The sequence below is a fragment of the Aggregatibacter sp. oral taxon 513 genome, from assembly GCF_018128305.1.
GTDB classification, from domain to species: domain Bacteria; phylum Pseudomonadota; class Gammaproteobacteria; order Enterobacterales; family Pasteurellaceae; genus Aggregatibacter; species Aggregatibacter segnis_A.
Map to the genome: position 1 here is coordinate 1,807,174 of NZ_CP072381.1, position 15,766 is coordinate 1,822,939.

The 15,766-nt window shown below is 43.8% G+C and carries 15 protein-coding genes and 4 tRNA genes; 7 read left to right on the forward strand and 12 right to left on the reverse strand.

The features are described from left to right. Positions 1–3: 3 nt before the first annotated feature. The 3 genes from J5A60_RS08670 to rpoH all read left to right on the forward strand — a co-directional run bounded on the left by J5A60_RS08670 (position 4) and on the right by rpoH (position 2,255). Positions 4–312, forward strand: coding sequence for a DUF2322 family protein (locus tag J5A60_RS08670; protein WP_212510102.1), 309 nt, complete (start codon positions 4–6; stop codon positions 310–312). Then, positions 312–1,265 carry a dicarboxylate transporter/tellurite-resistance protein TehA gene (gene tehA / locus J5A60_RS08675; protein ID WP_212510103.1) on the forward strand — a complete coding sequence of 318 codons (954 nt, stop codon included), beginning with the start codon at positions 312–314 and terminating at the stop codon, positions 1,263–1,265. Before J5A60_RS08670 ends, tehA begins: the two co-directional genes overlap by 1 nt. 141 nt (positions 1,266–1,406) lie before the next feature. Then, on the forward strand, positions 1,407–2,255 hold the full coding sequence (gene rpoH / locus J5A60_RS08680; RefSeq protein ID WP_048750786.1) for an RNA polymerase sigma factor RpoH: 849 nt from the start codon (positions 1,407–1,409) through the stop codon (positions 2,253–2,255). 70 nt (positions 2,256–2,325) lie between these two features. Here the strand turns inward: rpoH and J5A60_RS08685 are convergent, their stop codons facing one another. After that, positions 2,326–3,786, reverse strand: coding sequence for an aminoacyl-histidine dipeptidase (locus tag J5A60_RS08685; RefSeq protein WP_048750785.1), 1,461 nt, complete (start codon positions 3,784–3,786; stop codon positions 2,326–2,328). Between the two features lie 113 nt (positions 3,787–3,899). Here J5A60_RS08685 and gpt point away from each other — a divergent pair, with 113 nt between their 5' ends. Then, on the forward strand, positions 3,900–4,364 hold the full coding sequence (gene gpt / locus J5A60_RS08690; protein WP_032998038.1) for a xanthine phosphoribosyltransferase: 465 nt from the start codon (positions 3,900–3,902) through the stop codon (positions 4,362–4,364). A 144-nt stretch (positions 4,365–4,508) separates the two neighbouring features. Here the strand turns inward: gpt and tuf are convergent, their stop codons facing one another. From tuf to J5A60_RS08715, 5 genes are all read right to left on the reverse strand, one after another. Then, positions 4,509–5,693 (reverse strand): elongation factor Tu, encoded by a 1,185-nt coding sequence (tuf, locus tag J5A60_RS08695; RefSeq protein ID WP_109092129.1) that lies wholly within the window; start codon positions 5,691–5,693, stop codon positions 4,509–4,511. Between the two features lie 93 nt (positions 5,694–5,786). Beyond that, positions 5,787–5,862, reverse strand: a tRNA-Thr gene (locus J5A60_RS08700). A 3-nt stretch (positions 5,863–5,865) separates the two neighbouring features. Beyond that, positions 5,866–5,940, reverse strand: a tRNA-Gly gene (locus J5A60_RS08705). Between the two features lie 37 nt (positions 5,941–5,977). Further along, a tRNA-Tyr gene (locus tag J5A60_RS08710) sits at positions 5,978–6,062 on the reverse strand. A 29-nt stretch (positions 6,063–6,091) separates the two neighbouring features. Continuing rightward, positions 6,092–6,167: transfer RNA gene (locus J5A60_RS08715), tRNA-Thr, on the reverse strand. A 241-nt stretch (positions 6,168–6,408) separates the two neighbouring features. Between J5A60_RS08715 and coaA the strand changes: the two genes are divergently transcribed. Beyond that, positions 6,409–7,338, forward strand: a complete 930-nt coding sequence (coaA, locus tag J5A60_RS08720; RefSeq protein ID WP_048749206.1) for a type I pantothenate kinase — start codon at positions 6,409–6,411, stop codon at positions 7,336–7,338. 55 nt (positions 7,339–7,393) lie between these two features. On the opposite strand, the gene gyrB is transcribed toward coaA, so the two are convergent. The 3 genes from gyrB to cyaY all read right to left on the reverse strand — a co-directional run bounded on the left by gyrB (position 7,394) and on the right by cyaY (position 12,108). Further along, complete coding sequence (gene gyrB, locus J5A60_RS08725) at positions 7,394–9,814, reverse strand: DNA topoisomerase (ATP-hydrolyzing) subunit B (RefSeq protein WP_048749205.1); 2,421 nt, start codon at positions 9,812–9,814, stop codon at positions 7,394–7,396. Positions 9,815–9,910: 96 nt separating this feature from the next. Continuing rightward, the gene (gene recQ, locus J5A60_RS08730) at positions 9,911–11,800 is read right to left on the reverse strand and encodes a DNA helicase RecQ (protein WP_212510104.1); all 1,890 of its coding nucleotides are present in this window, start codon (positions 11,798–11,800) and stop codon (positions 9,911–9,913) included. After that, positions 11,800–12,108, reverse strand: a complete 309-nt coding sequence (cyaY, locus tag J5A60_RS08735; protein ID WP_021615942.1) for an iron donor protein CyaY — start codon at positions 12,106–12,108, stop codon at positions 11,800–11,802. Before cyaY ends, recQ begins: the two co-directional genes overlap by 1 nt. A gap of 121 nt (positions 12,109–12,229) precedes the next feature. On the opposite strand from cyaY, the gene J5A60_RS09570 reads away from it, so the two are divergent. Then, positions 12,230–12,349, forward strand: coding sequence for a lipoprotein (locus tag J5A60_RS09570; protein ID WP_249113874.1), 120 nt, complete (start codon positions 12,230–12,232; stop codon positions 12,347–12,349). 18 nt (positions 12,350–12,367) lie between these two features. After that, entirely contained in the window at positions 12,368–13,618 is a 1,251-nt protein-coding gene (gene lysA, locus J5A60_RS08740) for a diaminopimelate decarboxylase (RefSeq protein ID WP_212510105.1), read from the forward strand. A gap of 71 nt (positions 13,619–13,689) precedes the next feature. On the opposite strand, the gene J5A60_RS08745 is transcribed toward lysA, so the two are convergent. From J5A60_RS08745 to recA, 3 genes are all read right to left on the reverse strand, one after another. Continuing rightward, positions 13,690–14,079 (reverse strand): RidA family protein, encoded by a 390-nt coding sequence (locus tag J5A60_RS08745; protein WP_212510106.1) that lies wholly within the window; start codon positions 14,077–14,079, stop codon positions 13,690–13,692. Between the two features lie 75 nt (positions 14,080–14,154). After that, positions 14,155–14,613, reverse strand: a complete 459-nt coding sequence (recX, locus tag J5A60_RS08750; protein ID WP_212510107.1) for a recombination regulator RecX — start codon at positions 14,611–14,613, stop codon at positions 14,155–14,157. Between the two features lie 82 nt (positions 14,614–14,695). Then, positions 14,696–15,748: a recombinase RecA gene (gene recA, locus J5A60_RS08755; protein ID WP_212510108.1), complete on the reverse strand. Its 1,053-nt coding sequence runs from the start codon at positions 15,746–15,748 to the stop codon at positions 14,696–14,698. Between the last annotated feature and the right edge of the window lie 18 nt (positions 15,749–15,766).

Genomic DNA, 15,766 nt, shown 5'->3' on the forward strand with positions numbered 1-15,766 from the left:
ACCATGACATTTAACGAAATTTTAGCCACATTGCCCACAATTGACCATTTAAATGAAATCAAAATTTTAGAAAACGGCAAACAGGTTCACCAAATTCCGGCTGCACCTGGAAAATTAGGTTCATTACGAGTATATAACGCGCTTGCAGAGGAATTTAACGGAAAATTAGACCGCACTTCTGCACAGAAAGGCTTGCAACTCTTCGCTGAGCATACGGAAGATGCTCGTCAATTTCCGGGTAAACATCCGAATATTGATTTATTACTGCTCGTGATTGAACAAGACTTGTATTATCACATTGAGGCTCACTAATGGAACAGCAAAAACCATTTCCTATTCCTGTCAATTATTTCAGTATTGTTTTAGGCTTATCCGCGTTAGGCTTGGCTTGGCGTTATGGCACGCATACTGTAGGACTGCCTTCGATTGTTAGCGAAACCTTGCTAGGTTTAGCGACTATCATTTGGTTGATATTTATTGTGGCTTATGGAGTGAAATGGTTACATTTCCCTCAACAAGCCAAAGAAGAATTACATCACTTAATTCTGGGCTGTTTTATCAGTTTAATTCCCATCACCACCATTTTAATTGGCTTGGCTGTCTTGCCATATGCCTTCCCATTATCCATAGGATTAATTGCATTAGGGATCATAGGGCAGTTAGGTTTCGCCACTTTCCGAGTTGCTGGGTTATGGCGCGGCATTCACAAAGCAGAAGCCGCAACACCGATTATGTATTTACCAACCGTAGCAACTAATTTTGTCAGCGGCACAGCATTAGGCTATTTGGGGTATAACGAGTTGGGAATGCTCTTTTTTGGTGCCGGTGTGTTTTCATGGCTAAGCCTTGAACCCGCAATTTTGCAGCGCTTACGCAATTTAGAGCCCATTGCACCTGCCGTCCGTCCAGCGATGGGGATTCAACTTGCACCGGCATTTGTGGGTTGTTCAACTTACTTAACGTTAAATGGTGGTGAGGTGGATTTATTGGTGAAGCTATTCGTCGGTTATGGTGTATTGCAACTGTTGTTCTTAATCCGTTTATTGCCTTGGCTATTCCAAAATGGTTTCACGGTTTCATTTTGGGCATTCTCGTTTGGACTAGCATCCATGGCAAACGTGGGATTGCATATTTATCAAGGTACATCAGACCCTATCCTAAGCGTTATTGGCCTATCCCTATTTTGGTTTGCTTCAACGATGATTGGCCTATTGATTTTAGGGACAATTTACCTCATGATGCGCGGTCGTTTTTTAGTAAAATAAAAGAACTTTCAGGCAAAAAATTGGTCATATAAACGATGAAAAGACGAATTCCAATCGCTAAAACCGATTGAAATTCTCATGAATTGTGTTATAACTGGGCTCTCTCAATCAAGCCTGGTGACTTTAATAAGAAGGAAGATGATGGATAAAGAAACTCAAACCATGATGTTAGTTCCCCAAGGAAGCTTAGAAGCCTATATTCGCGCAGCGAATGAATACCCAATGTTAACGGCGGAAGAGGAAAAGGAACTCGCGGAACGTTTGTATTACAACGAAGATATTGAAGCAGCAAAAAAACTCGTGTTATCTCACTTGCGCTTCGTTATCCATGTTGCCCGTGGTTATTCCGGTTATGGCTTGCCGCAAGCGGATTTAATTCAAGAAGGCAATATCGGTTTAATGAAAGCAGTTAAGCGTTTTAACCCGGAAGTAGGCGTTCGCTTAGTGTCTTTCGCCGTGCATTGGATCAAAGCAGAAATTCACGAATACGTTTTGCGTAACTGGCGTATTGTGAAAGTCGCGACGACCAAAGCGCAACGTAAGTTGTTCTTTAATCTACGCAAAACAAAACAACGCTTAGGTTGGTTTAATGAAAACGAAGTGGACATGGTGGCGAATGAGTTAGGCGTTTCTCCTCAAGATGTGGTGGAAATGGAATCTCGCATGACAGGGGCGGATGTTGCCTTTGATTTACCAACAGACGATCATGATGAAGAAACCTATGCACCGGCGTTATACTTGGAAGACAAAGGCTCCAATTTTGCTGCCGAGTTAGAAAACGAAAACTATGAAGCGCAAGCCACAGATCAACTTGCAGTAGCATTAAATAATCTTGATGCACGTAGCCAAGACATCATCAAAGCCCGTTGGTTAGATGAAACCAAAGCGACCTTGCAAGACCTGGCCGAAAAATACAACATCTCTGCGGAACGTGTTCGTCAGCTAGAGACTAACGCACTGAAAAAACTAAAAAGTGCGGTCAGTTTTTAATGCATTTTTGAAGCGTATAAAAAGAGAAAACCCGCTCCATCGAGAGCGGGTTTTTCTTTTTCCAATGAAGTTATTTCGCCGGAATTTCTGCTAATAATTTCGTGATCAAAGACCAATAAATTTGTACTGCCGGAATATGAACTTTCTCATCTGGTGAGTGTGCATTTTTGATTGTTGGCCCGATGGAAACCATATCCATATTTGGATAGATTTTCTTCAATAAACCACATTCCAGACCAGCGTGAATCACTTTGATTGTTGGCTCATAGCCCAAGACGTCCGCATAGATTTTATGAGTTAAATCAACAATTGGTGAATGTGCCTGTGGCTCCCAGCCCGGATAAGAACCGGAGAATTCAGCGCAAGCGCCACTTAATGAAGCAAGCGATGTCAACATCTCAGCAACATATTCTTTGCCGCTATCAATGAGCGAGCGTACTAGAATCGTGGCTTTAATTTGATTCTCTTCTGTTTTTAATACGCCAACACTGAGGGATGTTTCCACGGTGTTTTCTAACACGTCACTATTACGAATCACACCATTAGGTAGCACGTTCAAGAAATGAATCACACGTTGTGTGCTAGCCGCAGTAAAGGTTCTCTCAGATTTATCAGCAGGCTGCAAATCAAAAGTAAGATTCGGTTCAATTAGTGCCAGCTCAGCTTTTAATAAAACAGCAAAATTTTCCACCGCACTTTTTAGTTGAGCCACATCACCGTTGAAGTTCAACGTTGCAAACGCTTCACGCGGAATAGCATTACGAATAGAACCCCCGCGAATATCACTTAAAAGGAAATCAAAGTGCGGTTGATTTTGGGTGAGTTTTGCTAAGAAACGCGCAAGCACTTTAATCGCATTGGCACGTCCAGTATGGATATCGCAACCGGAATGTCCGCCACGCAAACCTTTAAGAATAATTTGATAACTGTGAGAGAAAGCGTTGTCTTGATATTCCACCGGCAATGTCACATTCGCATTTTCGCCACCGGCGCAACCCACATAAATTTCTGCGTTTTCTTCTGTGTCGGTGTTAATCATAATGTCGCTTTGTAGCCAGTTTGGACGCAATCCGATAGCCCCTTCCATGCCACGTTCTTCTGTCATGGTGAGTAACACTTCTAAATCAGGATGAGCGATATCATCACTGTCTAAAATGGCTAACGTCGATGCCATCCCAATACCGTTGTCTGCCCCCAAGGTCGTGTCTGTAGCACGAACCCATTCACCATCAATATAAGGACGGATAGGATCAGTGGCAAAATTATGTGAGCTACCTTCATTCGCTTGCGGCACCATATCCAAATGCGCCTGTAAAGCAACTTTTTGACGATTTTCCATGCCTTTTGTTGCCGGTTTACGGATTAATACATTGCCTACATCATCCCGTTCCGCGTAAAAACCTTTCCCTTTTGCCCAGTTGATGATGAATTCCGCAAGTTCATTTTCTTGGTAGGATGGATGTGGGATTGCACAAATTTGATCAAACCATTTCCATAATAAATTCGGACTTAATTGTTGTATTTCTGACATAGTTCCTCCTTAAAAAATTAGGGAAAATAATAGCATAAAATGCCGTTTCGGGTTATCCTAACGCAATTTTTATTTCCTGGGCGATGCCCGTAAAATTTTTAAAAGGTGTGTTTATGAGTGAAAAATATGTTGTGACGTGGGATATGTTCCATATGCACGCACGCAAATTATCTGAACGTTTACTTCCAGCTTCCCAATGGAAGGGTATTGTCGCAGTCAGCCGTGGCGGCTTATTTCCTGGCGCAGTACTTGCCCGTGAGTTAGGTATTCGTCATGTAGAAACCATTTGTATCGCCAGCTATAACCACGATAAACAAGGTGAATTGCAGGTTTTACATGCAGCTCAATTAGAAAACGGTGGAGAAGGATTTATCGTCATTGACGATTTAGTAGATACCGGAAACACTGCACGCGCCATTCGTGAGATGTACCCGAATGCTCATTTCGTTACTGTTTTCGCCAAACCCGCCGGCGCAGAATTAGTTGATGATTATGTGGTTGATATTCCACAAAACACATGGATCGAACAACCTTGGGATATGGGCATTTGTTTCGTTCCACCGCTTGCTAGAAAATAAAAAATAATAGAAAAAATGACCGCACTTTATTTCGTAAAAGTGCGGTCATTTTTTATTGTGTTTTCAGCAGAGTCGTTTTATCAACATGATGAAAACAAAAAGGCGTATCATTCGATACGCCTTTCTAATCAGGTTTATTATCAATTATTTGATAATTTTAGCTACCACGCCAGCACCTACTGTACGGCCACCTTCACGGATAGCGAAACGTAAACCTTGGTCCATCGCGATTGGGTGGATTAAGGATACGGTCATTTTGATGTTATCGCCAGGCATAACCATTTCCACGCCTTCCGGTAACTCGATAGTACCGGTTACGTCAGTTGTACGGAAATAGAATTGTGGACGGTAACCTTTGAAGAATGGAGTATGACGACCACCTTCTTCTTTGGATAATACGTACACTTCAGATTCGAAATCAGTGTGTGGAGTGATTGAACCCGGTTTAGCCAATACTTGACCACGTTCGATTTCTTCACGTTTAGTACCACGTAATAATGCACCGATGTTTTCACCTGCACGACCTTCGTCAAGTAATTTACGGAACATTTCAACACCGGTTACAGTTGTTTTCGCAGTTGGTTTGATACCAACGATTTCAACTTCATCACCGGTACGGATGATACCACGCTCCACACGACCAGTTACCACAGTACCACGACCGGAGATTGAGAACACGTCTTCAATTGGAAGAAGGAACGGTTGGTCGATAGCACGCTCAGGCTCAGGAATGTAAGAATCTAAGTGGCTTGCTAATTCAAGGATTTTTTCTTCCCATTCTGCTACGCCGTTTAACGCTTGTAATGCAGAACCACGTACGATTGGTGTATCGTCACCCGGGAAGTCATATTGAGAAAGAAGTTCACGAACTTCCATTTCAACTAATTCTAATAACTCTTCGTCATCTACCATGTCGCATTTGTTTAAGAATACGATGATGTAAGGAACACCTACTTGGCGACCTAATAAGATGTGCTCACGAGTTTGTGGCATAGGACCATCAGTTGCTGCTACGACTAAGATAGCACCATCCATTTGCGCCGCACCGGTAATCATGTTTTTAACATAGTCGGCGTGTCCCGGACAGTCAACGTGTGCGTAGTGACGTGTTGGCGTGTCGTATTCAACGTGGGATGTATTGATGGTGATACCACGCGCTTTTTCTTCTGGCGCGTTATCGATTTGGTCGAATGCACGAGCTGCACCACCGTAGTGTTTTGCTAATACGGTTGTGATAGCTGCAGTTAAAGTGGTTTTACCATGGTCAACGTGGCCGATTGTACCCACGTTAACGTGCGGTTTTGTACGTTCAAATTTTTCTTTAGACATTGAGAGTCCCTCTAAACAAACACGGTTATCGATGGTTCAATTTACCAGACTAACCAAAGTATTAAAATTTGTAATGGAGAGATTATTAAGAAGTGGTGCTGATAGGCAGATTCGAACTGCCGACCTCACCCTTACCAAGGGTGCGCTCTACCAACTGAGCTATATCAGCGCTTGGAGCGGGCAGCGGGAATCGAACCCGCGTCATTAGCTTGGAAGGCTAAGGTAATAGCCATTATACGATGCCCGCCGTTCTTAATTCATCTGTCCCATCGGTCGCTTAGAAATGGTGGAGGGAGAAGGATTCGAACCTTCGAAGGCTGAGCCGGCAGATTTACAGTCTGCTCCCTTTGGCCGCTCGGGAATCCCTCCACTCTAAGTTGGAACTTGAATACGAGAAATGGTGCCGACTATCGGAATCGAACTGATGACCTACTGATTACAAGTCAGTTGCTCTACCTACTGAGCTAAGTCGGCGTCGTAAACAAGTGAGGCGTATTATAGGGATTTTTTTATGCCTGACAAGTTTTTTTTTAGTAAATAAAGTTTTTTTTGGTTATTCGTTTAATTATCAAGCAAAAACCCTCTAACGTCGGTGAATTTAGCTGATTATGCAAAAATTTTACTGCTCAATCTCTTATTTATAGGGTATATTTTGCAACCTATCATTGGCTAAAAAAGAGTAATTCAGCACGTGGACTTTTCGGTTTCTCCTTCTATGTCGGAACAACTTACGCCATTTTTATCATTTGATCGGCAACGTTGGGCAGAATTGCGTAAATCGGTTCCGTTAACATTAACCGAACAGGATCTCAAACCTCTGCTTGGGATAAATGAAGAACTTTCCCTTGACGAAGTTCGTACCATCTATTTGCCGTTAGTCCGTTTGATTAACTACTATATAGATGAAAACATTCGTCGCCAAAATGTGTTGCGCCGTTTTCTTGGCGGACAAAACGCGAAAGTGCCCTACATTATTAGTATTGCAGGTAGCGTAGCGGTAGGGAAAAGCACCTCTGCCCGGATTCTGCAATCGCTCTTAAGCCATTGGCCACAACAACGTAAAGTCGATTTGATTACGACAGATGGTTTCCTACACCCGTTAGCCTATCTTCAAGAACACAATTTATTGCATAAAAAAGGCTTTCCGATTTCTTACAACACGCCAAAACTGATTCGTTTTTTAGCAGATATAAAATCCGGCAAGCCAAATGTTACTGCGCCAATTTATTCTCATCTAACCTATGACATTATTCCTGATCAATTTAATGTCATCAATCAACCAGACATTCTGATTTTAGAAGGGTTAAACGTCTTGCAACCTAACAGAAATCAAGCCAATGAGCTGTTTGTGTCTGATTTTGTCGACTTCTCTATTTATGTTGATGCGGAAGAAGACTTATTAAAAGAATGGTATATTCACCGTTTTCTGAAGTTCCGCCAAAGTGCTTTTACCGATCCAAACTCATATTTCAAACATTATGCGAATCTCTCTGAACAAGAAGCGGTTACCACGGCAGGGAAAATTTGGGATGAAATTAACGGATTGAACCTGAAGGAAAATATTTTACCAACGCGAGAACGCGCCGATTTAATTCTAAAGAAAGGCGCAAACCATGAAGTCGAATTGGTCACCTTAAGAAAATAACAAAAAAAGCACCGCACTTTATTATTCAAAGTGCGGTGCTTTTTTTAAATGGATTTTAAATATCCAAATTCGCTCTTAACGCATTACTCTCAATGAACTCACGGCGAGGCTCAACTTCATCTCCCATCAAGGTGGTGAATAACTGATCTGCCGCCACCGCATCTTTGATAGACACTTTCAACATGCGGCGAGTGTTTGGATCCATTGTCGTTTCCCAAAGCTGTTCCGGGTTCATTTCACCTAACCCTTTATAGCGTTGAATCATCAAACCACGACGAGATTCTTTCATCAACCATTCAATTGCCTGTTCAAAAGAAGCGACTGCAACTTTACGTTCACCACGCATAACATAGGCATTTTCTTCTAATAAGCCGACCAATTTTTCACCCAACGTAATTAAACGCGCATATTCATTACCGGTCACAAATTGGAAGTTCAAGAAATAATCCGTATCAATCCCGTGTGTTCTCACTGTTAACACCACTTCATGTACGTTTCGTTCAGCATTGAATTGCAAACGATAGCTATAATGTCTGCCGTCGGTTTCTTTTCTATTTAAAGAAGCAACCAAAGAATCAGCCCAAGAATTGACCGCACTTTCCTGTTGCATTAACGCTGTGGTCAACGCCGGTTGATAAATCAATTCTTTCAACACGCTTTCCGGATAATAACGGCTCAAGCGGGTCGTCATTTTTTGTACTGCAAGATATTCGGAAGCGAGATTTTGTAACGCCACACCTTGCATACCCGGCGCGTTGTCATTCACATAAAGCGCCGCATTTTCCAACGCAATCGCCAATTCAAATTCTGCCATGGCTTCATCGTCTTTAATGTATTGCTCTTGTTTACCTTTTTTCACTTTATACAACGGTGGCTGGGCAATATACACATAACCACGTTCAATCAGCTCCGGCATTTGACGATAGAAGAAGGTTAATAACAACGTACGAATGTGTGAACCATCCACGTCCGCATCGGTCATGATAATAATGCTGTGATAACGCAATTTATCCGGGTTATATTCGTCACGACCGATACCGCAACCTAGCGCCGTAATCAATGTACCCACTTCCGCAGAAGATAACATTTTATCAAAGCGGGCTTTTTCCACGTTCAGGATTTTCCCTTTTAACGGCAGAATCGCTTGGTTTTTACGATTACGCCCTTGTTTTGCCGAACCGCCCGCAGAGTCACCCTCCACGATATAAAGTTCGGATAACGCCGGATCACGCTCCTGACAATCCGCCAATTTACCTGGCAAGCCGCCTAAGTCTAATGCGCCTTTACGACGGGTCATTTCACGGGCTTTGCGTGCGGCTTCACGTGCACGTGCCGCATCAATAATTTTGGTCACGATGATTTTCACATCGTTTGGATTTTCCAACAAATAGGTTTGCAAATACTCGTTCATCAAAGATTCCACCGCACTTTTCACTTCGGAGGAAACCAATTTGTCTTTTGTTTGAGAAGAGAATTTTGGATCAGGTACCTTCACGGAAATCACGGCCACCAAGCCTTCACGGGCATCATCACCGGAAGTCGCCACTTTGGATTTCTTGGTGTAGCCTTCGTTTTCCATGTAGTTATTCAACGTACGGGTCATCGCGCCACGGAAACCTGCCAAGTGCGTACCACCATCGCGTTGTGGAATGTTATTGGTAAAGCAGTAAATGTTTTCTGCATAACCATCGTTCCATTGCAACGCAATTTCCACGCCAATGCCGTCTTTTTCTGCAGAGAAATAGAACGGTTTCGGGTGGATCGGCGTTTTACCACGATTGATATATTCCACAAACGCTTGAATACCGCCTTCGTAGTGAAAATGGTCTTGTTTGTCGGTACGTTCGTCAATTAAACGGATAGAAACACCGGAGTTTAAGAAAGATAACTCCCTTAGGCGTTTAGCTAAAATATCGTATTCAAATTCAATATTTGTGAAGATGGTCGAACTCGGCCAGAAACGCACGGTGGTTCCGGTTTGGGTGGTTTCGCCAATCACGGCTAACGGCGCTTGTGGATCGCCAAGGCTGTAAAATTGCTCATGCACTTTGCCTTGACGACGAATAGTCAGTTGCAATTTATCGGACAACGCATTGACCACAGACACGCCCACACCGTGCAAACCACCGGAGACTTTATAGGAGTTATCGTCAAATTTACCGCCCGCATGCAAGACCGTCATAATGACTTCTGCAGCAGAAACGCCTTCTTCCGGGTGAATATCTACTGGAATACCGCGCCCGTCATCTTGCACAGAAACGGAATTGTCGGAGTGAATAGTCACGATAATGTCACTGCAATAACCTGCCAAGGCTTCATCAATGGCGTTATCCACCACCTCAAAAACCATATGGTGTAAACCCGTTCCATCGTCTGTGTCACCGATATACATGCCGGGACGTTTACGCACCGCATCAAGCCCTTTCAGCACTTTAATACTGTTTGCACCATAAGTTTCTGGAGTAGTTGTTGACATAATTCTTCTCTGTGTAATTCGTAAAAAATTGGGCGGGATTATAGCAAAATTTTGCGCAATTAGCTAAACATAACTGCACTTAAACGGTACTTAGACTTATTCGGTTGCGCGGGCATTTTTATGTTCGCGGATTAAAGACAGAAACGCTTGTCCGAAACGTTCCAATTTAATCGTACCGACACCGTTAATTTGCAACATCTCAATGTTGCTGACCGGTTGGTATTGCGCCATTTCTTGTAAAGTCGCATCGTTAAACACGATATACGGGGGAATGTTTTCTTTATCGGCAATTTGCTTACGCAAGAAGCGCAAACGTGCAAATAAATCTTTGTCGTAAGAACCGACCGCACTTTTGTGCATCATGGCCGTAGTGACGATAGATGACAGGCGTGGCGTTGCCAATTCCAACGGCATCTCTCCCCGCAAAATCGGCTTGGCGTTTTCTGTGAGCTGTAACGTATTGCCATACTCGCCGATGATTTGGCGCACAAAGCCCAAATGAATTAACTGGCGTAATACTGACTGCCAATATTCCGTGCTGTGTTCTTTGCCGATGCCATACACACTCAGTTGGTCGTGTTGCTGATCGCGAATTTTCTGATTATTCATACCACGCAAGACGGCAATGACATAATGTGCACCATAACATTGACCGGTGCGATAAATTGCCGACATAATTTTTTGCGCGTCCAACAACCCATCGTATTTTTTCGGTGGATCAAGACAAATATCGCAATTTTGACAGGCGGTTTGACGATGTTCGCCGAAATAATTCAATAAGACCAAACGGCGACAGGTTTGGCTCTCGGCAAATTCACCGATGGCTTGCAGTTTATGCTGTTCAATTTGGCGTTGTGGCGTTTCCGGCTTTTCCATCAACATTTTATTCAACCACACATAATCCGCCGGATCGTAGAACAACACCGCCTCAGCCGGCAAATCATCCCGCCCTGCACGGCCGGTTTCTTGATAGTAGGATTCAATGCTACGCGGTAAATCGAAATGCGCCACAAAGCGTACGTTGGATTTATTAATCCCCATACCGAAGGCGATCGTCGCCACCACCACTTGAATGTTGTCCCGCTGAAAATCCCGTTGTACCTTTTCCCGCAAGCTATTTTCCATGCCCGCATGATAAGCCGCTGCCCGCACACCTTTGTTGCACAGGGTCTCCGCAATGCGTTCCACTTTGTTGCGACTGTTGCAATACACAATGCCGCTTTTGCCTTTTTGTGCCACCACGAAACGACACAGCTGTTCCATCGGCTTAAATTTTTCCACCAAGGTATAACGAATATTCGGGCGATCAAAACTCCCTACATGAAAGTGCGGTCGATTTAGTCGGAGATTTTGCAGAATATCTTGTTGCGTTGCGGGGTCTGCCGTGGCTGTCAGCGCCATAATCGGCACATTCGGGAAACTGCCTTTTAAGCCGCCAAGTTGGGTATATTCAGGGCGAAAATCGTGCCCCCATTGGGAAATGCAATGCGCCTCATCAATGGCGATAAAGCTCACCTGACATAAAGAAATAAATTGGAAAAAGCTGTTGGTCATGACTTTTTCCGGGGATAAATACAATAATTTTAACTGCCCGGAAATCGCCCTATTTTGCACCTGTTGCTGTTCTTCAAAGGTTTGCGAGGAGTTTAAATAATCCGCTTCTACGCCGCTAGCACGCAGTTGATCCACTTGGTCTTTCATCAGCGAAATCAACGGCGATACCACCAAAGTCATACCGTCAAAACACAACGCAGGAATTTGGTAGCACAAGGATTTTCCCGTCCCCGTCGCCATAATGACCAAGCAATCCTGACCATTCAGCGTCGCCTGGATAATTTCCTCTTGCCCTTTGCGGAAAGCTTGATAGCCGAACACCGAATGCAACACATTCTTTGCCGTCGCATAAAGTGCGGTGGATTTTGCCGACGATTTATCGAGAAAATCCACCGCACTTTTGGTAGATTCGGATGGGGTAAGGTGATTCATTAACCGAGCTGCACCTGCTCACCATGTTTAGCAAGCGCTTCGGTTAGGGCTTGCCAAAAATCCAAGCCGTCGTTGCTGACCCAACGTTCGTTTTTATAGGCAAAATGGAAACCACCATTATGGCTCGCCAACCATAATTCCAACAACGGTTCTTGTTTGTTGATCACAATTTGACTGCGATCGCCAAGCGTAATCGTGAACACGGAGCCTTGGCGTTCACAATCGGCATCACAATCTTGCGCCTCCAGTTGCTCTTCAATTTCATCCCAAATTTGCTCGATTTTCTGATGAAACTCGACGATATTCATAAAATCACTCCAATAAATGACAGTAGGGCGGAAATTATAAAGATTTTCTGTGCGTTGTGATAGCACAAAGCCGGATTTAGTGGTAAAAAGAACAGTCAAATTTGAGCACAAGGAACAACCAATGAAAAAACTTATTTCCGTATTTTTACTCGTGATATTGTGTGCGCTAAGTACCAGCTGCGGCGTAAAAGGTCCGTTGTATTTCCCCGAACAAGACAGCGCTCAGAAAACAACCAAATAACTTTTTATAGGCGACCTTATGGACTTTTTCCAATATAAAAACAATCAACTCATGGCGGAAAATCTGCCGGTCAAACAATTGGCCGAACAATTTGGCACGCCGTTGTATGTTTATTCCCGAGCCACCCTTGAACGCCATTGGCACGCATTTAATAACGCTTTCGGCGAGCATCCGCATTTGGTGTGCTTTGCCGTAAAATCCAACCCAAATATTGCGATTTTAAACGTGATGGCAAAATTAGGATCAGGCTTTGATATTGTGTCCCAAGGGGAATTAGAGCGAGTCCTTGCCGCCGGTGGTGACGCCGGCAAGGTGGTCTTTTCCGGCGTTGCAAAATCCCGCCAAGAAATCGCCCGTGCCTTAGAAGTCAATATTCGTTGTTTTAACGTGGAATCGGAAGCAGAATTATTGCGCATTAACCAAATCGCCGGTGAAATGGGCAAAATCGCACCGATTTCATTACGCGTAAATCCGGACGTGGACGCTCACACGCACCCCTACATTTCCACAGGGTTAAAAGAAAATAAATTCGGCGTGAGCGCAGAACAGGCTCGAGAAGTCTATAAAGTAGCCGCCACCTTACCGAATATAAAAATCATCGGCATGGATTGCCACATCGGCTCACAACTCACGGAATTACAACCGTTTTTAGATGCGGTAGATCGCTTAATTGTGCTCATGGAGCAATTAAAACAAGATGGCATTCTTTTAAAACACTTGGACTTAGGCGGCGGTTTGGGTGTGACTTATACGGACGAAACGCCACCACATCCGACAGAATATGCCAAAGCATTATGGGAAAAATTGAGTGCCTTTAGCGAACTGGAAATCATCGTCGAACCGGGGCGCGCCATTACCGCCAACGCGGGGATTTTGGTAACCAAAGTAGAGTATTTAAAATCCAATGAAAGCCGCAATTTTGCCATTGTGGATGCGGGTATGAATGACATGATTCGTCCGGCACTGTATCAAGCCTACATGAACATTCTCGAAATCGACCGCACTTTAGCGCGTGAAGAAAAAATCTATGATGTGGTCGGCCCAATTTGCGAAACTTCCGATTTCCTCGGCAAACAACGCAAACTGGCTATTGCTGAAGGGGATTATTTAGCCCAACGATCTGCCGGTGCCTACGGCGCAAGTATGTCTTCTAACTATAACTCTCGCCCAAGAACAGCGGAAGTGATGGTGGATGGCGATAAAGCGCATCTCATCCGTCGCCGCGAGGCGTTAAACGAATTATGGCAATTAGAAAGCTTACTGCCGTAACGCAAGGTAAAACATAAAAAATCCCGCAAACCCACTTGCGGGATTTTTTATAAACACATCGGTGAACAAAACTACGCTCTTACGGCAATGGCCTCAATTTCTAAGCCAACATCTTTCGGCAGGCGGGCCACTTCCACACAAGAACGTGCAGGGAAACTCGGGTGATGATTTTCTTTGAAGAAACGCTCATATTCGCCATTGACTGCCGCAAAATCATTTAAATCTTTCACGAATACCATCGTTTTCACAATATCTGCAACAGTTAGTCCAGCTTGTTCAATGATCGCTTTCACATTTTCCAAAGACTGACGAGCTTGTGCCACAATGTCTTTCGGCACTTCTCCAGTTGCCGGATTGACTGGAATTTGCCCCGAAGTCAGCACTAAATTGCCTAAATCAACGGCTTGTACATAAGGCCCGATAGCAGCCGGCGCCTTCTCTGTATGAACTACTTTCGTCATTTTTTCTCCTAACTGATGATTTTGTGGAACGCTATTCTACGTTGAAATCGATAACATGTCAGTTACCATACAACACTAATCAAACTCGCTCGGGTCAGACCCCACATAATCCGCAAAATCCTCTTGATTAAAACCATGTGACAGCATGTATTGCCAAATTTTTTGGCGCATTTTCGGCGGTTGCTTTTCCTTATAATCAGGAAACTTTTTGCGTAACACATTTAACGCCAATGCCGACCAATCAATATCGCATTCACGGACAACCGCTTCAATGGTTGCGCTTTCAATACCTTTTAATTGACGCAATTCTTGTTTGATTCGATTAATGCCATAACCTCGTTGAGAACGGCTATTCAAATAACTTTCAGTAAAACGTTGATCACTTTGCCAGTTTTTTTGCTGGCAATGTGCAATGACCTGATCAATATCTTCCTCAGAAAAGGCTTTTTCCTGCATTTTACAACGCAGTTCAAATTCACTGTATTCACGGCGAGAAAGTAAATTCATCACATAATTAAGAGCAAGGGAAGACATATTGTGTCACTTGTGATTATGGTTAAAGAACAGATAGAAAAAGTGCGGTCAAAAATGACCGCACTTTTTCACATCCCCCATCTTATTCGAAGTCAGCTTCACCGGCTTCGTCTTCAACATCAGCGGTAATGGCTGTTTCCGGATGCGCCAATAATTCATCACGCAAAGTGCTTTCAATTAATTTCGCTTGCTCCGGATTCTCTTTTAACCACTTCATCGCATTGGTTTTGCCCTGACCGATTTTCTCGTTTTCATAAGCATACCATGCGCCGGCTTTGCTGATGAGCTTGTGTTTTACACCAAGATCAATCAATTCGCTTTCTTTAGAAATCCCTTCACCGTACAGGATTTGGAAATCCACTTGGCGGAATGGCGGCGCAACTTTGTTTTTCACCACTTTCACGCGCGTTTCATTACCAATGACCTCATCGCCTTCTTTGATTGAGCCAACACGGCGAATATCCAAACGCACAGAGGCATAAAATTTCAGCGCATTACCACCGGTGGTGGTTTCCGGGTTACCAAACATCACGCCGATCTTCATACGAATTTGGTTAATGAAAATCACTAAGCAGTTGGCATTTTTAATTTGTCCGGTCAATTTACGCAACGCTTGAGACATGAGACGCGCTTGCAAGCCCACATGAGAATCGCCCATGTCGCCTTCGATTTCCGCTTTCGGCGTTAAGGCTGCAACGGAGTCAACAATAATCACATCCACGGCACCGGAACGTACTAAGGCATCACAGATTTCTAACGCTTGCTCACCGTTGTCTGGTTGAGAAACCAACAACTCTTTCACATCCACGCCCAGTTTAGAGGCATAAATTGGGTCTAAGGCATGCTCCGCATCGATAAAGGCACAGGTTTTACCTGCTTTTTGCGCTTCAGCGATCACAGAAAGCGTCAAGGTGGTTTTACCGGAAGATTCCGGGCCAAAAATTTCAACGATACGTCCCATTGGTAAACCGCCGATCCCTAACGCTAAGTCAAGACCGAAGGAGCCGGTAGAAATCGCTTCAATATCCAACTTTTGGCTGTCGCCTAATTTCATGATGGCGCCTTTACCAAATTGTTTTTCGATTTGACCTAACGCGGCGTCGAGCGCTTTTTGTTTTTCTTCTTGAGTTGCCATTTTTTACCTCGGGAAAAT

Bases quoted from the DNA above. Each gene is read 5' to 3' on its own strand.
- J5A60_RS08670 (WP_212510102.1), top strand. From the start codon at position 4: ATGACATTTAACGAAATTTTAGCCACATTGCCCACAATTGACCATTTA.
- lysA (WP_212510105.1), top strand. From the start codon at position 12,368: ATGGACTTTTTCCAATATAAAAACAATCAACTCATGGCGGAAAATCTG.
- cyaY (WP_021615942.1), bottom strand. From the start codon at position 12,108: ATGAATATCGTCGAGTTTCATCAGAAAATCGAGCAAATTTGGGATGAA.
- gyrB (WP_048749205.1), bottom strand. From the start codon at position 9,814: ATGTCAACAACTACTCCAGAAACTTATGGTGCAAACAGTATTAAAGTG.
- tehA (WP_212510103.1), top strand. From the start codon at position 312: ATGGAACAGCAAAAACCATTTCCTATTCCTGTCAATTATTTCAGTATT.
- recA (WP_212510108.1), bottom strand. From the start codon at position 15,748: ATGGCAACTCAAGAAGAAAAACAAAAAGCGCTCGACGCCGCGTTAGGT.
- J5A60_RS08745 (WP_212510106.1), bottom strand. From the start codon at position 14,079: ATGACGAAAGTAGTTCATACAGAGAAGGCGCCGGCTGCTATCGGGCCT.
- gpt (WP_032998038.1), top strand. From the start codon at position 3,900: ATGAGTGAAAAATATGTTGTGACGTGGGATATGTTCCATATGCACGCA.
- J5A60_RS08685 (WP_048750785.1), bottom strand. From the start codon at position 3,786: ATGTCAGAAATACAACAATTAAGTCCGAATTTATTATGGAAATGGTTT.
- rpoH (WP_048750786.1), top strand. From the start codon at position 1,407: ATGGATAAAGAAACTCAAACCATGATGTTAGTTCCCCAAGGAAGCTTA.
- tuf (WP_109092129.1), bottom strand. From the start codon at position 5,693: ATGTCTAAAGAAAAATTTGAACGTACAAAACCGCACGTTAACGTGGGT.
- recQ (WP_212510104.1), bottom strand. From the start codon at position 11,800: ATGAATCACCTTACCCCATCCGAATCTACCAAAAGTGCGGTGGATTTT.
- J5A60_RS09570 (WP_249113874.1), top strand. From the start codon at position 12,230: ATGAAAAAACTTATTTCCGTATTTTTACTCGTGATATTGTGTGCGCTA.
- coaA (WP_048749206.1), top strand. From the start codon at position 6,409: ATGTCGGAACAACTTACGCCATTTTTATCATTTGATCGGCAACGTTGG.
- recX (WP_212510107.1), bottom strand. From the start codon at position 14,613: ATGTCTTCCCTTGCTCTTAATTATGTGATGAATTTACTTTCTCGCCGT.